15 protein-coding genes and 1 pseudogene are annotated in these 15,850 nt (G+C 65.5%); 5 read left to right on the forward strand and 11 right to left on the reverse strand.

From position 1 onward, the window contains the following. Positions 1-46 precede the first annotated feature (46 nt). On the forward strand, positions 47-1,135 hold the full coding sequence (locus tag NLM15_RS19300; protein WP_254118641.1) for a hypothetical protein: 1,089 nt from the start codon (positions 47-49) through the stop codon (positions 1,133-1,135). 469 nt (positions 1,136-1,604) lie between these two features. On the opposite strand, the gene NLM15_RS19305 is transcribed toward NLM15_RS19300, so the two are convergent. Beyond that, positions 1,605-3,095: an MFS transporter gene (locus NLM15_RS19305; RefSeq protein ID WP_254118642.1), complete on the reverse strand. Its 1,491-nt coding sequence runs from the start codon at positions 3,093-3,095 to the stop codon at positions 1,605-1,607. A gap of 412 nt (positions 3,096-3,507) precedes the next feature. On the opposite strand from NLM15_RS19305, the gene guaB reads away from it, so the two are divergent. The 3 genes from guaB to NLM15_RS19320 all read left to right on the forward strand — a co-directional run bounded on the left by guaB (position 3,508) and on the right by NLM15_RS19320 (position 6,796). After that, complete coding sequence (gene guaB / locus NLM15_RS19310; RefSeq protein ID WP_254118643.1) at positions 3,508-5,001, forward strand: IMP dehydrogenase; 1,494 nt, start codon at positions 3,508-3,510, stop codon at positions 4,999-5,001. Between the two features lie 210 nt (positions 5,002-5,211). Continuing rightward, positions 5,212-6,234, forward strand: coding sequence for an NADP-dependent oxidoreductase (locus tag NLM15_RS19315; protein WP_254118644.1), 1,023 nt, complete (start codon positions 5,212-5,214; stop codon positions 6,232-6,234). A 253-nt stretch (positions 6,235-6,487) separates the two neighbouring features. Beyond that, complete coding sequence (locus NLM15_RS19320; protein ID WP_254118645.1) at positions 6,488-6,796, forward strand: hypothetical protein; 309 nt, start codon at positions 6,488-6,490, stop codon at positions 6,794-6,796. Positions 6,797-6,805: 9 nt separating this feature from the next. Here the strand turns inward: NLM15_RS19320 and NLM15_RS19325 are convergent, their stop codons facing one another. The 10 genes and pseudogenes from NLM15_RS19325 to NLM15_RS19370 all read right to left on the reverse strand — a co-directional run bounded on the left by NLM15_RS19325 (position 6,806) and on the right by NLM15_RS19370 (position 15,244). Beyond that, entirely contained in the window at positions 6,806-7,870 is a 1,065-nt protein-coding gene (locus NLM15_RS19325; RefSeq protein WP_254118646.1) for a LacI family DNA-binding transcriptional regulator, read from the reverse strand. Between the two features lie 41 nt (positions 7,871-7,911). Further along, positions 7,912-8,940, reverse strand: a complete 1,029-nt coding sequence (locus NLM15_RS19330) for a succinylglutamate desuccinylase/aspartoacylase family protein (protein ID WP_254118647.1) — start codon at positions 8,938-8,940, stop codon at positions 7,912-7,914. 62 nt (positions 8,941-9,002) lie between these two features. Beyond that, positions 9,003-9,347 carry a RidA family protein gene (locus tag NLM15_RS19335; protein WP_254118648.1) on the reverse strand — a complete coding sequence of 115 codons (345 nt, stop codon included), beginning with the start codon at positions 9,345-9,347 and terminating at the stop codon, positions 9,003-9,005. A gap of 55 nt (positions 9,348-9,402) precedes the next feature. Next, positions 9,403-10,200, reverse strand: coding sequence for a transporter substrate-binding domain-containing protein (locus tag NLM15_RS19340; RefSeq protein WP_254118649.1), 798 nt, complete (start codon positions 10,198-10,200; stop codon positions 9,403-9,405). Positions 10,201-10,231: 31 nt separating this feature from the next. Beyond that, the gene (locus NLM15_RS19345) at positions 10,232-10,960 is read right to left on the reverse strand and encodes an amino acid ABC transporter ATP-binding protein (RefSeq protein ID WP_254118650.1); all 729 of its coding nucleotides are present in this window, start codon (positions 10,958-10,960) and stop codon (positions 10,232-10,234) included. Next, complete coding sequence (locus tag NLM15_RS19350; protein WP_254118651.1) at positions 10,947-11,597, reverse strand: amino acid ABC transporter permease; 651 nt, start codon at positions 11,595-11,597, stop codon at positions 10,947-10,949. Before NLM15_RS19350 ends, NLM15_RS19345 begins: the two co-directional genes overlap by 14 nt. A 9-nt stretch (positions 11,598-11,606) precedes the next feature. Continuing rightward, the gene (locus tag NLM15_RS19355; protein WP_254118652.1) at positions 11,607-12,266 is read right to left on the reverse strand and encodes an amino acid ABC transporter permease; all 660 of its coding nucleotides are present in this window, start codon (positions 12,264-12,266) and stop codon (positions 11,607-11,609) included. A 13-nt stretch (positions 12,267-12,279) separates the two neighbouring features. Next, positions 12,280-13,567 (reverse strand): annotated as a pseudogene (locus NLM15_RS19360) (alanine racemase). Positions 13,568-13,708: 141 nt separating this feature from the next. Next, positions 13,709-14,551, reverse strand: coding sequence for a metallophosphoesterase (locus NLM15_RS19365; protein ID WP_254118654.1), 843 nt, complete (start codon positions 14,549-14,551; stop codon positions 13,709-13,711). 69 nt (positions 14,552-14,620) lie between these two features. Then, the gene (locus tag NLM15_RS19370) at positions 14,621-15,244 is read right to left on the reverse strand and encodes an acriflavin resistance protein (RefSeq protein ID WP_254118655.1); all 624 of its coding nucleotides are present in this window, start codon (positions 15,242-15,244) and stop codon (positions 14,621-14,623) included. 161 nt (positions 15,245-15,405) lie between these two features. Here NLM15_RS19370 and NLM15_RS19375 point away from each other — a divergent pair, with 161 nt between their 5' ends. Beyond that, positions 15,406-15,828, forward strand: coding sequence for an MAPEG family protein (locus NLM15_RS19375; RefSeq protein ID WP_254118656.1), 423 nt, complete (start codon positions 15,406-15,408; stop codon positions 15,826-15,828). Positions 15,829-15,850 lie beyond the last annotated feature (22 nt).

The following is a 15,850-nucleotide window of genomic DNA, read 5'->3' on the forward strand; positions in this document are numbered from 1 at the left end:
CCGTGTTCGGCTATTTTCGCCGCGGGATTCCCGCGGTGGGGTCGAAATGAAATTTCGAGCATTTTCAGGCGTCGCGGCAGCGGCTTTCACCCTGATCGTGGCGCAGCCCGCCGCAGCTCAGTCCGCCGGCATCAGTCGTTATCAGGAAATCAACAACAACGTGGTGCAGAACATTCTGCAGAACGTTCGCGACCAGTTGCGCCGGCAAGGAGTTGTTTCGCCGTCTCCCGGGAGACTTGGTTTTGGTGCAGGCGGATCGGATTTCGACAACCGCGATCCGTTTGCGGTCCGTGGTTTTGACGATCCCTTCCGTGCTCTTGCCTACGCGAAAGCACCGGGAGGGGTACCTGCCGTCGCTTCAGGGTGGCTCTATGGCGGCAACGTGATTGGCGGCGCAGACCGTTCCATGACCGCGGGTATCATGACCGATACCTCGTCAGTCACCGGGGCGTTCGACGTTACGAAGATCGGGGTCTTCACGGGTGATGACGCCCTGACGTTCATCGGAACGGGAGGCGACTCCTGGTCCCACCAAGGCGGCCTGTTCGCCGTTGACACCTCCGCGCCTTCGACCTCGGTCACGGTCTCATATCTACGGGGAGGGCTTTCCGCCGATCTGACGAGCTTCGTCGGCTGGACAAGAAGTACGCTGTCCGCTCCGGGCTTCGCGCCCGCCGTCATTGAGGGCAGCTCAATTGGCTTCACCGGAAACGTGCAATACCGGTTTGATTTTCCCTTTTCGGTATTCATCGAGCCCGGGATTGGAATGACGTACTCCGAAGGCTACACGGAAAACTTCGGGACCAAGCTTTCGGACACGACGGAGGTGCACGGGGGGGCGCGGTTCGGGACCGAAATGAAATGGATGACCTATACGGTTCAGCCATCCGTCTCCGTGTTCGCGTATCAGATCACCGACTCGAGCGCGCTGGGAGTTGTCGGGCCAATAATCCCCACGAGTGCAATCGGCTACCGCGGGTCCGGCAAGATTGCCGTGGTCTGGAGCCCAAGCTTCTCATCCTACCTCGAGGTTCACGCGATTGGGCCGGCCGGCGGTCCCAGCAAGCCGATCGTGGGGTACAGCACGACACAGACCACGGGACTTCAAGCCGGCCTCCGCTACACGTGGAATTGAGCAGCCGTCGCATTTGGAGCGAAGCGCCGGCCCTTGATCAGCTTTGACGGGCGTGCTCCACTCAAGGTGGTATATTTTAAGGACAGCTCACAATGCATATCAGAGCGATTTCTCTCGCAGCAGCGACTTTTGTCCTCGGCGCCGTCCTGATTTCCACCCTTGCCAATGCCCAGAATGTGCAGAGGCCCAACGTCGGGACCGGTGTCACGTCTCGCACATTGCCCAGTCCCACTACGCCGAGGGTTCCAAATCAAGCTCAGCCGCAGGGATTGCAGACCGGAAGCATCGCCAATCCAACCGCGAACCGCTTCAACAATCCTCGTCCGCCAAATCCGAACGTTGCTGTCTCCGGTCCCTATGTGGGGGTGAAGTGGATCGGGAACGTCCCGTAGGGGCTCACCCATCGGCTTTTGAACTTTGAGCCTGTCCTGCTGCTTTTTCGCCGCAGGGTGGATGGCGTTATCCTGGATTACCCGAGCCGCTGGTCCCGCACGTCCTGGGTATCTTCCGTCGCCGTCTTGACGGCGGCGCTGGCCGCGCTCTTCGCGGCACCCTTGCGGCTGGAAATGTCCACCGCCTTGCGGCCCGAGATCTCGCTGCCGGCGTCAGCGGGCATCTGCCAGAAGAACCAGCTCGAGGCCGCCGAGGTCAGCGCCACCACGACGAAGGCGGGCGCGAACACGGTGGCGTTGAGCTCGCTGACATGGCTCAGCCACATCGTCGTCTCCACCGTGGCCGCGCCGACCGCGACGCCGGCGGAGACCGCGAGCTGCTGGTTGACGCTGACCAGCGTCGTGGCACGGCTCATCTGCGCGGTCTCGACGTCGGCATAGGCTACCGTGTTGATCGCGGTGAATTCGAGCGAGCGGAAGAAGCCGCCGACCACGAGGATGATCATGATGATCAGCAGCGGCGTCGTCACCGTGAACAGCGCACAGGCGGCGAGGAAAACCGCGCTGACGATCGCGTTCACCGTCATCAGATTGCGGAAGCCGAAGGTGCGGATGATGCGCGCGGCCAGCGTCTTCATGCCCATCGCGCCGAGCGAGGAGGCGAAGGTGACGAGGCCGGAATGGAACGGCGACAGGCCGAAGCCGATCTGCATCAACAGCGGCAGCAGGAACGGCAGCGCGCCGATGCCGAGGCGGAACAGAAAGCCGCCGAGCACGGCCGCGCGCAGCGTCGGCAGCTTCAACAGCGAGAAGTCCAGCACCGGCGATCCGGTCCGCCGCGCGTGCAGGACATAGAGCGTCATCGAGATCGCGCCGCCGCCGACCAGGGCCGCAACCGTGCTCCAGGGCAGCAGGTTGAGCCCGGCCACGGAGAGGCCGAACGCGATGCCGGCGAGGCCGATGCCCGCGAGCACCATGCCGTAGAGATCGAACGGCTCCTGCGTCTCGCTCTTGATGGGATCGATGAAGCGCAAGGCCATGAAGATGCCGAGCAGCCCGATCGGAATGTTGATCAGGAAGATCCAGTGCCATGAGGCATAGGTCGTGATGAAACCGCCGAGCGGCGGTCCGATCACGGGGCCTATGAGGGCAGGGACCGTCACCCATGCCATCGCGTTGACTAGCGCGCTCTTGTCGACCGAGCGCAGCAGCACCAGGCGCCCGACCGGCGTCATCATCGCGCCGCCCATGCCTTGCAGGATGCGCGCGAACACGAAATCGGTGACCGAGGTCGAGAGCGCGCAGCCGACCGAGCCGACCATGAACACGCCGACCGCGATTGCAAACACCATGCGCGCGCCGAAGCGGTCCGCGGTCCAGCCGCTCGCCGGGATGAACACCGCGAGCGACAGCAGATAGGAGGTGATGGCAAGCTTGAGCGTCAGCGGGCTCGTGCCGATGTCGGCCGCGATGGCCGGCAGCGAGGTGGCGATCACCGTCGAGTCCATGTTCTCCATGAAGAGAGCGGTGGCCACGATCAGCGGGATGACGCGTTGCTTGTCGACCATGACGGATTGGTAATGAAAATCAGAAGGAAGGGCGAGAACGCGGCTTATCACCGCCACCCGGCCGGGGCCATTGTGGATCGGTGCATAGCACCTAAATCCTGCGTAACAACGGTGTGACCCCCGGCTGCGCTCGCTGAGGCAACACGGCCTCTGGCTCCCTCGTCATTCCGGGCTCGCGACTTCGTGGCGCCCGGGAATGCCGGCGCGCCCGGCTTTCCCCGCCGAATTTGCCTAAAATGCCTGTGCATGGCTGGCCAGCGGTGCGATTTGCTTTGATTCGTCACGCAGCCGTGCTATCGACCCGCGTCAACCCCACCGATGGGCTCCGATTCTCCGGCGTTGCCGCAAGGTACGCCGAGGGCGGCGCTCATCCATAGCTATTTGCGGCAGGGCCGCAGGAAGGAGTTGGCAGATGGCCACGGTGCAACTTCAAGGCATTCGCGAAGCCTTTACGTTCGACGACGTGCTGTTGAAGCCGGGCCTGTCGGACGTCATGCCGGGCGAGGTCGACATCCGCTCCCGCGTCACCCGCGCCATTCCGCTCAACATCCCGATCATGGCCTCCGCCATGGACACCGTCACCGAAGCCCGCATGGCGATCGCCATGGCGCAGGCCGGCGGCCTCGGCGTCATCCACCGCAATTTCGATCCGGAAGGGCAGGCCGCCCAGGTGCGGCAGGTCAAGCGTTACGAGTCGGGCATGGTGGTGAACCCGCTCACCATCAGCCCCGAGGCCACGCTCGACGACGCGCTCAAGCTGATGAGCGATCACGGCATCTCCGGCATTCCCGTCGTCACCGGCGCCGGCAAGAATACGCCCGGCAAGCTGGTTGGCATCCTCACCAACCGCGACGTGCGGTTTGCGACCGATCGCCGGCAAAAAGTCTCCGAGCTGATGACGCACGAAGGTCTCGTCACCGTGCGCGAGAATGTCAGCCAGGATGAAGCGCGGCGGATGCTGCACCAGCACCGCATCGAGAAGCTGCTCGTGGTCGACGAGCAATATCGCTGCGTCGGCCTGATCACCGTCAAGGACATGGAGAAGGCGGTCGCCCATCCGCTCGCCTGCAAGGACGCCCAGGGGCGCCTCCGCGTCGCCGCCGCCACCACCGTGGGTGATACCGGTTTCGAGCGCACCGAGCGGCTGATCGATGCCGGTGTCGATCTCGTCGTCGTCGACACCGCGCACGGCCATTCCCGCCACGTGCTGCATGCGGTGAACCGCATCAAGCGCCTGTCCAACTCCGTGCAGGTCGTTGCCGGCAACGTCGCCACCACCGAGGGCGCCCAGGCGCTGATCGACGCGGGCGCGGACTGCATCAAGGTCGGCATCGGCCCGGGCTCGATCTGCACCACGCGCATCGTCGCCGGCGTCGGTGTTCCCCAGCTCACCGCGATCATGGATGCGGTGGAAGCGGCGAAGAAGTCCGACATCCCCGTCATTGCCGACGGCGGCATCAAGTTCTCCGGCGACCTTGCGAAAGCGCTCGCCGCCGGCGCCGATATCGCCATGGTCGGCTCGCTGCTCGCCGGCACCGACGAGACACCGGGCGAAGTGTTCTTGTGGCAGGGCCGCTCCTACAAGGCCTATCGCGGCATGGGCTCGGTCGGCGCGATGGCGCGGGGCTCTGCCGACCGCTACTTCCAGCAGGACATCAAGGACACGCTCAAGCTCGTGCCTGAAGGCATCGAGGGCCAGGTGCCTTACAAGGGCCCGGTCGGCAACGTCATGCACCAGCTCGCCGGCGGCCTCCGCGCCGCGATGGGCTATGTCGGCGCCAAGGACATGAAGGATCTGCACGCCAAGGCCCAGTTCGTCCGCATCACGGGCGCAGGCCTTCGCGAAAGCCACGTCCACGACGTCACCATCACGCGCGAAGCCCCGAACTATCCGGGCGGGGGTTAGTTCGCTCCACACACCGCCGTCATGCCCCGCGAAGGCGGGGCATCCAGTACGCCGCGGCTTCTCGGCTCAATAACGACTGTCTCTGGAATACTGGATCGCCCGATCAAGTCGGGCGATGACAGCGAGTGTGAGGCCTCCACCGCTTTTGTATTGACGCGCATCGCTCCCTCCGCTTCCGTTCGCGTCGAAAGACAATTGGAGGAAGCCATCATGTCCCAAGCAAAACGCATCGTTCTGACCGCGCGTCCCGTTGGCGAGCCAAAGCCGTCTGATTTCCGCATCGAGGAATTCGCGATTCCGACGCCCGGCGCAGGTGAAGTTCTGCTGCGCACGGTCTGGCTGTCGCTCGATCCCTATATGCGCGGGCGCATGAGCGAGGGACCGTCCTACGCCGCGCCGGTGCCGATCGGCGGCGTGATGGAAGGCGAGGCCGTCAGCGAGGTTGCGGCCTCCAACAATCCTGATTTCGCCAAGGGCGACATCGTGCGGATTCGTTCGGGCTGGCAGTCGCACGCGATCTCGAACGGCAAGGGCTTGATCAAGGTCGATCCGAAGCTCGGGCCGATCTCGACCTCCATCGGCGTGCTCGGCATGCCCGGCATGACTGCCTATACCGGCCTGCTCGACATCGGCAAGCCGCAGGAAGGCGAGACGGTCGTCGTTGCCGGCGCCTCCGGTGCGGTCGGCTCGGCCGTCGGCCAGATCGCGAAGATCAAGGGCGCACGCGCGGTCGGCATCGCCGGCGGCAAGGACAAGTGCGACTACGTCGTGAAGGAGCTCGGCTTCGACGAATGTCTCGATCATCGTGAAACCGATTTCGCGGCCAAGCTGAAGTTCGCTTGCCCGAAGGGCATCGATGTCTATTTCGAGAATGTCGGCGGCGCCGTGTTCGAGGCGGTGTTCCCGCTGCTCAATCCCTTCGCGCGCGTGCCGGTCTGCGGCCTGATCGCCCATTACAACGACACCGAGGCCAAGCCGCCGAAATGGGCGGCAAGCATGATGCGCGCGACGCTGACCAAGCGGCTGACCTTCCGCGGCTTCATCGTCTCCGACTTTGCCTCCCGCCATGGCGACTTCCTGCGCGACATGTCCGGCTGGGTGCGGGACGGCAAGGTCAAGTACAAGGAGTTCGTCACCGAGGGCCTCGAGAGCGCGCCGGGCGCCTTCATGGGGCTCCTGAAGGGCGCCAATTTCGGCAAGCAGCTGGTGCGGGTGGGGCCGGACAAGGCGTAAAGCGTTTTCAAGCGAAGTGGGTACCGGTTCGCGTGAAGAAAACGCGCCAAACGAGAATCTAGAGCCCCGGAACGGGGCTCTAGTTGCAGGCCTGATTGAGGCCTTGTTGCACGGGCGTCACACCCCGGACACCGATGGTTAACAAAGAGTCACCGATCGGCCACACTTGCCCGCAAAACCCGCAGGTGTGACCGTTGGTTCATTGACGCTAGGGCGAAGGCATTGAATCATCGCGCATATTTTAGGTGCTGCGATGTTAGAGATCGGTATTTTCTGCGTAATCCTTTTGGCTGCCGGCTATTGGGCGGCGATGTTCGTCATGGGTCGCCATGACGACGTGATCCACGGCAAATTCGTGCATAGCGAAGACGAGGGCGCTTTCACCCAGCCCTTGATGCCGACGCCTCCGCCGCCGTTTCCGAAGCGTCCGGTCAGGGCTGCGCAGCCCGGTGGTTCGCATGCCAGTGTTCCGCCTGCGAAGACCGAGGCCAAACCGGTCAACAGCGCGGCGCTGGAATCGTTGCTGGCTGCGATCCAGCAGGATTTGAAGGGCGTTGCCTGAGCCGCACGGTCAGACGCTGCCGCGCTCGACCATGAACAGCTCGACCGCGAGCCGCTGTTCGGCGAGCGGGGTGCCGGACAGGCGCGCCAGCAGCAATTCACCCGCGATCCGCCCCACAGCCGCCGCATCGAATGAGATGGTGGTGAGGCCCGGCGTGATCTGATCGGCCACATCATTGTCGCCGAAGCCGAGCAGGGCAAGATCGCGCGGCACCGACAGGCCGCGGGCGCGAGCCTCGATCAATGCGCCGGTCGCAAGCAGATCGTTGGCGCAGAACACGGCGTCAACCTTGTCGCCGCGGTCGAGCAGGGCAGTGAAGGCGGCGCGGCCGTCGACGAGACCGGTGATCTCACTGAGGCCGATCTCGTGGACGATCTCGAGACCCAGCTGCGCCGCTGCGGCACGAAAGCCATCGCGGCGGAGCGCGCCACGGCCGCTGCGACGACCGATGAAGGCGACGCGGCGATGACCGGCCTCGGCCAGCCTTCGCGCCGCCTTCGCACCGGCATCCGCATTGGGAAGGCCAACCAGCATGTCGATGGGATCGCGCGGAAACGCCCAGGTCTCGATCACGGGAATACCGAGCTCGAGCAGCGCGGCGCGATTCTGCTCGAGCTCGATCACGCCCGTAAACATCACGGCCGCCGGCCGGATGCCGCGCAGCGACTGGATCATCGCGACCTCCTTCGCATAGGAGTAGGAGGTCTGGCCGACCAGTACCTCGAAACCCTCAGGCTCCAGCGTGGCGGCGAAGCTGCGCACCGCCAGCCCAAACTGCTGGCTGAGGATGTTGGAGACGAAGGCCATCACCACGTTGGAGCGGCCCGAGCGCAGCGCGCGCGCATGCGGGTTGGAGGCGTAGCCGGTCGCCTCGATCACCTCGAGGATGCGCTCGCGCGTCTCGCGATTGACCTTCTCGGGATGGCGCAGCACCCGCGACACCGTGATCGGCGCGACGCCGGCGCGCTCCGCCACTTCCTCGATGCGCGGCGGACGCCCGGTCGCGTTGCTGCGGCCAGGCGGCGCCGGAATGCGCACCACGTCGTCGTAAGTCGGCTTTGCCGGATCGGTCATCGAATCCCGAGAGTAATCGAAGTCGGTCTGCCCTCCAAAGTTCAGCCTGCCGGCACCTCGTCGCGCGACAGCGCGCGGCCGACCTGGACCAGGCAGTCGCCGCTCTGGCTGTCGGTGTGCAGCCGCTGCGAGATCACGATGCCGTCGGCGGGGAAGCGCAGCACCTCTTCGGCCAGCTCCGGTCGCTCGAAATCGTGATACCAGCCGGCGATGTCGCCGGCCGCAACGCGCGCGCCGACCATGACCGCAGGCTCGAACCAGCCGCGACGGGTCGCGAACACCGCCTGGGCATGGCTTTGCAACGCCAGCAGCTCGGTGGCGCGCTCGACCGGCGAATGCGGCCCCAGCACGGGCGCCTGGACGAGACCGAGCGCCAGCAACAGGCGGTCGACGGCGCGTGCGGTGAGCGCCATCGTCTGCGGCGTGACGGTGCCGCCGCCGCCGAACTCGCCGGAGAGTCCGATCGCGCCGGCACGTGCGGCCGCCGCCATCGAGGTCGGCGCCGTGGCGCCGTTCTCGGCGACGAAGGCGAAGGGCATTCCTAACCCTTCCATCAGGCGCAGCGCATGGCCGAACATCTCGGGCGGCCCCTGCCGCTCGATCAACGCGCAAGGCACATGCGCCATCGAGGTGCCGCCGGAATGGATGTCGAAGACGACATCGTGCCGCGGGAACAGCTCGTGCTCCAGGAAGTGCGCCAGGCGGAACGTCGGCGTTCCCGAGGCATCGCCCGGAAAGGCGCGGTTGAGATTGCCCTCGTCGAGCGGCGAGCGGCGCCGCGCCGCCATCACCGCCGGCAGATTGGCGAAGGGCAGGATGGTGATCTCGCCCGTCACGGCGGCGGCATCGAGCCTGCGATACAGCCGCGTCAGCGTGATCTCGCCCTCATATTCGTCGCCGTGATTGCCGGCCATCAGGAGAAGTTTTGGGCCCGCGCCGTTCTTGATCCGGAAGATCGGAATCTTGAGCTGGAAGTAGGGCGAGCGATCGATCGAGAAGGGAATGCCGAGATGGCCGGACCATTTCTGGTCCTTCCCGAAATCGATCTCGTGGAAAAGTCCGGTATGCATGGCTTGCCTCGGGGCCGCGCCGTCGCCGGCGCCGGCCGAAGGTTGGAAGAAGAACGGAGTCTTTAGAGCAAGGCGACCGCGGTCATCTCGACACGCAGGTCGGGATCGGCGAGGCGGGCCTCGACGCAGGCGCGCGCCGGCGGATTGGCCGGATCGATCCACGCGTCGTAGACCGAGTTCATGGTGTCGAAATCGGTGATGTGCGGCAGGAAGACGTTGACCGCGATCAGCTTGGAGCGGTCGGAGCCGGCCTCCTTCAGGAGGGCGTCGATCTTGCCGAGCACCTGCTGGGTCTGGGACACGATGCCGGCCTTGCGGTCGTCCGCGACCTGGCCTGCGATGTGCACCATGCCGCCGGCGGCGACGGCCTGGCTCATGCGTGAACCCACGACGTAACGTTTGATCATCTCAATTCTCCTCGTGAAGGTCGGCTCCCGCATGATGCGGGAGCCGTGTGCGAGCTTACAGGGTCGGCAGCGTCTGCTCTTCCTTGAACCATTTCAGCTGAAGTGCGCCGAGCTTGCCGTTGAGCTTGTTGAAGAAGATGTCGGTGTTGATCCAGTTGAGCAGGTTCTGCTCGCCCTGACGCACGCCGACATGGGCCGGCGACTGGCGGATGAGGAATTTCAGCTCGACCTCCTTGGTCGGGTTCTGGTCCTGCACCTTCAGCGCGATGGCGCTGTTCTCCGCGAACGTATCGGCCTGGCCTGCCAGATAGGCAGCGAGTGCGGCCGGCGTGTCCTCGAAGCGCACCAGCTTCACCTTCGGCGCGTTGTCGGTGAGCCAGACGTCGAGCGTCGAGCCCTTGGCGACTGCGACGCTGCGGCCGTCGAGATTGTCGGGTTTCTTGCCGGTGGCGGCGGGAAGCGATTTGGCGCCGTAAACGCCGAGATTCACCACCGCATAGGGCTGCGAGAACATCACCTGCTGGGCGCGCTCCGGCGTGGCGCCGAGGCCCGCGATCAGAATGTCGATCTTGTCCGAGAGCAGGCTCGGGATACGCGCGGCGCCGGTGACTGGGACCAGTTCGAGCTTCACGCCCATGTCGGCGGCGATCAGCTTGGCGAGGTCGGCGTCGAGACCTGCGATCTCGCCCTTGTCGTCCTTGAAGCCCCAGGGCGCGGCGTCGGTCAGGATGCCGATGCGCAGCTTGCCGGAGCCGAGCACGTCCTGGAGCTTGTCGGCGTGAGCAAGGTTAGGCGCAGCAACGACGGCGAGTGCGGTGGCTGCGATCGCAAAGAGGGACTTCAGTTGTCTCATGACTCTCTCCTGGTGACGGATGGCTGGTTGATCATTTCGCGGAGGCGATGAAGCTGGCGAGCTCGGGGGTTTCAGGGTTGGCGAACAGCTTTGCCGGCGGGCTCTGTTCCCAGACGCGGCCCTGATGCATGAAGACGATGCGATTGGCGACGTTGCGGGCAAAGCCCATCTCGTGGGTGACGAGGATCATGGTCATGCCTTGCTTGGCCATCGCCTCCATCACCTTCAGCACTTCGCCGACGAGCTCGGGGTCGAGCGCGGAGGTCACCTCGTCGAACAGCATGAGGTGAGGGGCCATGGCGAGGCATCGCGCGATCGCGACGCGCTGCTGCTGGCCGCCGGAGAGCTGCTCCGGCCAGGCATCGATCTTGTCGGCAAGGCCGACACGGGTGAGCACATCCTCGGCCAGCGCACGTGCTTTCGCTTTGTCGATGCGGCCGGTAAGGAGCGGGGCCAGCGTGATGTTGCGCTCGACCTTCAGATGCGGAAACAGGTTGAAGGCCTGGAACACAATGCCGACGCGCTGACGGAATTTCTTCAGGTCAGGCATCCTGGCGTGGACCTTCTGGCCCTCGACGCGGATCTCGCCGGTGTCGACGCTCTCCAGCGCGTTGATGCAGCGAAGCAGCGTCGACTTGCCCGAGCCGGAGCGGCCGATGATGGTGACGATCTCGCCTTCCTCGACCTCGAGCGAGACGCCCTTGAGCACCTCGGTCTTGCCGAATGTCTTGTGCACGTCGCGGATTTCAACGAGAGCCATCGAGGCGGGCCTCCAGGGAGCGGGACCAGAGCGTGAGCGGCAGGCACAGCGCGAAATAGATCGCAGCGACCAGCGCGTAGGTGAGCAGCGGCTGGAACGTCGCCGCGCTCACCACCTGCCCGGCACGGGCAAGCTCGACGAAGCCGAGGATCGAGGCGAGCGAGGTGCCCTTGATGAGCTGCACCAGGAAGCCGACGGTCGGCGGCAGCGACAGCCTCAGCGCCTGCGGCGCGATGATGTGGCGAAACTGCTGCCAGGCCGAGAGGCCGAGGCAGGCACCGGCCTCCCATTGCGCCTGCTTCACGGCTTCCAGGCCGCCGCGCCAGATCTCGCCGAGGAAGGCGGCGGTGTAGAGCGTGTAGGCGACGGTGACGGCGATGATCGCGGGCACCTGGATGCCGAGGAAAACCGGCATGCCGAAATAGAAGAAGAACAATAGCCCGAGCAGCGGCACGCTCTGGATGGTCTGGATCAGCGCTGCCATGGTCCAGCGCAGGCCGGCAAAGCGGCTGATGCGGCCCATGGCGAGGCCAAGGGCCAGCGGCGCACCGAAGGCGAGCGCGAGCACGACCAGCGCGACGGTCCAGCGCAGGGCTTCGACGAGCGAGACGAAATCGATGAGGGAGAAGGATCGCATCGTCTGCCCTCAGCGCCGCCGCGGCCAGCGGAAGGCGGCCAGACCGATGACGGCGAACAGCGCCTTGAACGACATCGCCATGGCGAAATAGACGACGCAGATCACCGCATAGACCTCGAAGCTGCGATAGGTGCGGCTCTCGATGAAGCCGGCGACGTGGAACAGCTCGTCGGCTGCGACTTGCGAAGCGAGCGAGGTGCCGAGCAGCAGCAGCACGAACTGGCTGGTCACGGCCGGATAGGCGTTACGCAGCGCCGGCGGCAGGATGATGTGGCGAAACACCTGCCAGCCCGACAGCCCGAGGCACTGGCCGGCTTCGACCTGGTTGCGCGGGATGGAGTCGAGGCCGGCGCGGATGATCTCGATCGAATAGGCGCCGAAATAGAGCGACAGGGCCACGCAGGCTGCTTCGAAGGCCGGAATCTTCAATCCGAAGGTCGGCAGCACGAAGAACACGATGAAGATCTGGATCAGCGACGGCGTGTTGCGGAACAGCTCGATGTAGCCGCGCACCAGCCAGCGCAGCGGTGTCATGCGCCCCTTGAGCGCGACTGCCCCGGCAATGCCGATCAGAAGCCCCGCCACCGCCGAGATCACCGTCAGCTCCAGCGTGACGATGGCGCCGTCGATGAGCTGGTTCTGATAGCGCCAGAGCGGGAGGAAATTCATCGCGTGCCCGCTCTCAACCGAACTGGGTGGGGAGGGCGCGCGCCACCACGCCCGCCTCGTCGAGGCCGAAGATCACGCGCCAGCGGTCGAGGCAGGTGCAGGGATGCGAGATGCCGAAGGCGATGACGTCGCCGACCGCGAGCGCGCTCTCGGCTGCCACGGACACGAACGCATGCTGGTCGTTGAGACGCGTGACTGACAGGCTCTCGGCCAGCCCCTGCTGTTCGACGCCGTCGCGGAAGACGCGCAGCGGTACCGGCAGTCCCTGATCGAAGGAGGCATCGCGCATGCCGAAGCCCGCGATGGCAAGATCGGCTTGCGGCCGCGACAGCACTTCGGCCCAGAGCGTCAGCGCCGGGCGGAAACTTTTGGCTGCCGCGTGCTGCGTGCCGTCGATGAGCAGACCGCCGCGCCGGTCGAGTTCGGCAAAGGCGCGCGCATAGACGCCGTGATCGGCGAAGAACAGCGCGCCGGAGCGGAGGAGGACGGTGGCGTTGCCGTCGGCCTGCGCCACCGGTGCAAGCGCGTGCGCCACGATGTCGAAATAGGCGGAGCCCCCGGCGCTGATGATCAGCGGCAGGCCCGGGGCAGCGGTGCGCACCAGGGCAAAGGCCTCGATGGTGCGCTCCATCAGTGCCGCGATCGCGCGCGCGGTCTCGCCGGCATCGGGCGTTGCGGCTGCGCCCTCGTAAGTGGCGACGCCGCCGAGCACGAGCCGGTCGGCCGCGAGCACCGCGGCCATCGTGGCCTCGACGGCCGCGCGGTCGCGTGCGCCGGCGCGGCCCGAGCCGAGTTCGATCAGCACGGACAATTTGCTCCGGCCAGCAACGCGCGCCGCCTCGGCGAGTGCTACGACCGCCGCCGGTGAATCCGCGAAGGCGTGAAGCTCGACGTCGGGATAGGCGCCCAGCAGCGCACCGAGCCGCCGGCCGGCGGCGAGCCCGCCGATTTCGTTGGCGAGCAGCAGCCGCCGTTCGCCATGGGCAAGCAGCACGGCGGCCTGCTGGATATTCGCAACCGTCGTGCCCCAGGCGCCGGCCTCGCGCAGCGAGCGCGCGAGCTCGGGCGACATCGGCGTCTTGGCGTGGGGTGCGACAGTGACGCCGGCGCCCTTGCACCAGCGCAGGAAGAGGTCGCGGTTGGCGGCGAAGGCGGCTTCATCGAGCGTGAGCGGCGAGGTCGCCGCGGCAAGGCCGCCAATCCTGGCCGGCGATCTCCTCGATCGGCAGGCCATCGACCAGGGGAATGCCCCGAATGGTCGCTGACAGACGTTGGCCATCCCTTGGGGATAAGAACTGCATCGTTGCTCCCGCAGCGGCCCCTGACCGCGGAAGGAACGACATGTCGGAATGACAACGTTGTCATTAGGCTCATTTAGCCATTTGCGAGCCTTTTTTGATGCAGCGAGGTAACAAGGTAAGGAGAGGTGCCTGCGGATTGGGCTAGTGCTCGCCGCCCATCTGGACGAGCAGCTCTTCGATATCGACATCGACCTGGCCCGCTGCGCGGACGTGGCGGACTTCAAAGCTGTCCGGCTGGAAGCGGTATTCCACGAGCCCGACTTCCTTGATCGCGATGCGATCCTGGCGCGAATCGTTGATCTTGAAGCCGGCGGACGGCGCCCAGACGTGGCGGGTGTGGCGCCAGGTGAAGTCGCGCCGCTGGTGCACGTGCCCGCTGGCGATCAGGCGCAGATCGACCTGCGCAAACATCTCGATCAGCCGCGCGCGTGCCGGCTGCGGCACGTAGCGGATCGAGGTCTCCGGTGTTTCGGGGTCGTCCGGCAGGTTAAGGAACAGCGGTTTGTGCACGAACAGCGCGACCGGCCTGCCATTGGTGCGCGCGATCTCCTGTGACAGCCAGTCGAACTGCTCGGCCTCGAAGGCGAGCCCTGAGTTCATCACCAGCGAGTTGAGGCCGATGAAGCGCCAGCCTGCGGCCTCGAACGACCAATGGTCCTCGCCGATGATCTCGCAGAACTGTTTGCGGTGTGCTTCCGCGATCGGCGGCTTGGGCGCAGGCCCGATCGCGGTCGGATTATCGCCGATGTCGTGATTGCCGGGAATGTAGCGGCAGGCGACGGGCAGCGCGGCGTGCAGTCTCTTGGCGAATTCGACATCATCGCGGCTGGTCGGGCCGTCGAAGGACACGTCGCCGGTGTTGACGACGAGGTCAGGCCTGTCGGCGTCGATATGCGCGCTGACCGCCTGGAAATTGGCGATCAGGCCGGGGAAGCGTCGGCCGAGATGCGTGTCGGAAATCTGCGTGAGGCGAAATTCGGACATGGGCTGATCATAGGCCCGGCCACGCGTCGGAACGATGACGGCATGCCCCGATCAGCGAACGAACAAAGTTTAAAGCACGCGATAGCGGATCGTGTAGGCGTCCTGCGGCGCGGCGGTGCCCGTGACGGGCGAGGCGATACGGTCGGCGAGATGCCAGGGGCCGAACTGCTCGGAGCGATGCGGTTCGGCGGGCAGGCGGAGGCGGAATTCGAACGTGCCCTTGCCGGGCAGGTTCACGACCAGCATGCGGTCGGCGGTACGGTGGTTGAGCGCCACGGCGCCGCGCAGCACCGCGCGTCCGTCGCCGAGCTCGCGCACCCCGCCGACCAGCGCCAAGGTCTGGTTGCGGTCGGTGTGCAGCTCGATCTGGGTGTCCGACACGGCCGACACGGCCGCCAGCATCTCCCTGGGCATGCGGATCTCGAACTCCACCGCGGGCCTGGACGGGTTGAGGCCGAGATAGGCCGACGCGGCATGGCGCATGTCGTAGACGGCAAAGGCGAACAGAGCGATGGCGGCGAACGTGGCGAGGCCGTGCCTGACGACGTCGCGCCAGCTCCGGTAGCTCAGCCGGAAGTACACCGTCATCGCCAGCGCGACCGCGAGCGCCGCCGCAATACCCGATAGCGCCGACATCAGGATGCCGAGCTGGTTGTCCGCGGATTCGGTCCAGAGGCTGGACAGGGTGGTCATGGCGCTATCTCGCCTTGCGCCCCGCAGAGGGGGCAAAATCGCTTTAACTGTCGGCAGTTGGTCGCCGGATCGGGAACACCGGTTCAACTGGTTGATTGTCAGGACGAGGAGCGGCGGCTAATGGACGGGTCCGGCGGCCGCCGCCGGATGGGAAAACGCAGATGTCCGTTCAAATGGTCTTGCTGCCTGTGTTCGTGCAGGTCGGTCTTACCTTCGCGCTGCTGATCGGCATGGCGCTGGCGCGCCGGCGCTCGCTCGTCTCCGGCGAGACCAAGAGCCGCGACATTGCGCTCGGCGAGCCGAACTGGCCGAAGGGCGTCACACAATTCGCCAATTGCTACCGCAACCAGTTCGAATTGCCGGTGCTGTTCTACGCCCTGATCGCGCTTGCGCTCCCCTTGCGCCATGCCGATCTCTTCATTGTGCTGATGTCCTGGGTGTTCGTGGTGACGCGCTTCGTCCATGCCGGCGTGTTCGTCTCTTCCAACGATTTCGGCCGGCGCTCCACGATCTGGCTCGCCGGCGTGCTCGTGCTGCTCGCGATGTGGATCTACTTCGCGTTGAAAATGCTCCTGCTGATCTAGGCGGTTACTCGCCGATCCTGAT

Origin of the sequence: Bradyrhizobium sp. CCGB20 (assembly GCF_024199855.1) — a bacterium.
Taxonomy (GTDB): Bacteria; Pseudomonadota; Alphaproteobacteria; order Rhizobiales; family Xanthobacteraceae; genus Bradyrhizobium.

Bases quoted from the DNA above. Each gene is read 5' to 3' on its own strand.
- NLM15_RS19300 (WP_254118641.1), top strand. From the start codon at position 47: ATGAAATTTCGAGCATTTTCAGGCGTCGCGGCAGCGGCTTTCACCCTG.
- NLM15_RS19315 (WP_254118644.1), top strand. From the start codon at position 5,212: ATGTCCCAAGCAAAACGCATCGTTCTGACCGCGCGTCCCGTTGGCGAG.
- NLM15_RS19365 (WP_254118654.1), bottom strand. From the start codon at position 14,551: ATGTCCGAATTTCGCCTCACGCAGATTTCCGACACGCATCTCGGCCGA.
- NLM15_RS19330 (WP_254118647.1), bottom strand. From the start codon at position 8,940: ATGCATACCGGACTTTTCCACGAGATCGATTTCGGGAAGGACCAGAAA.
- NLM15_RS19375 (WP_254118656.1), top strand. From the start codon at position 15,406: ATGTCCGTTCAAATGGTCTTGCTGCCTGTGTTCGTGCAGGTCGGTCTT.
- guaB (WP_254118643.1), top strand. From the start codon at position 3,508: ATGGCCACGGTGCAACTTCAAGGCATTCGCGAAGCCTTTACGTTCGAC.
- NLM15_RS19345 (WP_254118650.1), bottom strand. From the start codon at position 10,960: ATGGCTCTCGTTGAAATCCGCGACGTGCACAAGACATTCGGCAAGACC.
- NLM15_RS19320 (WP_254118645.1), top strand. From the start codon at position 6,488: ATGTTAGAGATCGGTATTTTCTGCGTAATCCTTTTGGCTGCCGGCTAT.
- NLM15_RS19350 (WP_254118651.1), bottom strand. From the start codon at position 11,597: ATGCGATCCTTCTCCCTCATCGATTTCGTCTCGCTCGTCGAAGCCCTG.
- NLM15_RS19370 (WP_254118655.1), bottom strand. From the start codon at position 15,244: ATGACCACCCTGTCCAGCCTCTGGACCGAATCCGCGGACAACCAGCTC.
- NLM15_RS19305 (WP_254118642.1), bottom strand. From the start codon at position 3,095: ATGGTCGACAAGCAACGCGTCATCCCGCTGATCGTGGCCACCGCTCTC.
- NLM15_RS19325 (WP_254118646.1), bottom strand. From the start codon at position 7,870: ATGACCGATCCGGCAAAGCCGACTTACGACGACGTGGTGCGCATTCCG.
- NLM15_RS19335 (WP_254118648.1), bottom strand. From the start codon at position 9,347: ATGATCAAACGTTACGTCGTGGGTTCACGCATGAGCCAGGCCGTCGCC.
- NLM15_RS19340 (WP_254118649.1), bottom strand. From the start codon at position 10,200: ATGAGACAACTGAAGTCCCTCTTTGCGATCGCAGCCACCGCACTCGCC.
- NLM15_RS19355 (WP_254118652.1), bottom strand. From the start codon at position 12,266: ATGAATTTCCTCCCGCTCTGGCGCTATCAGAACCAGCTCATCGACGGC.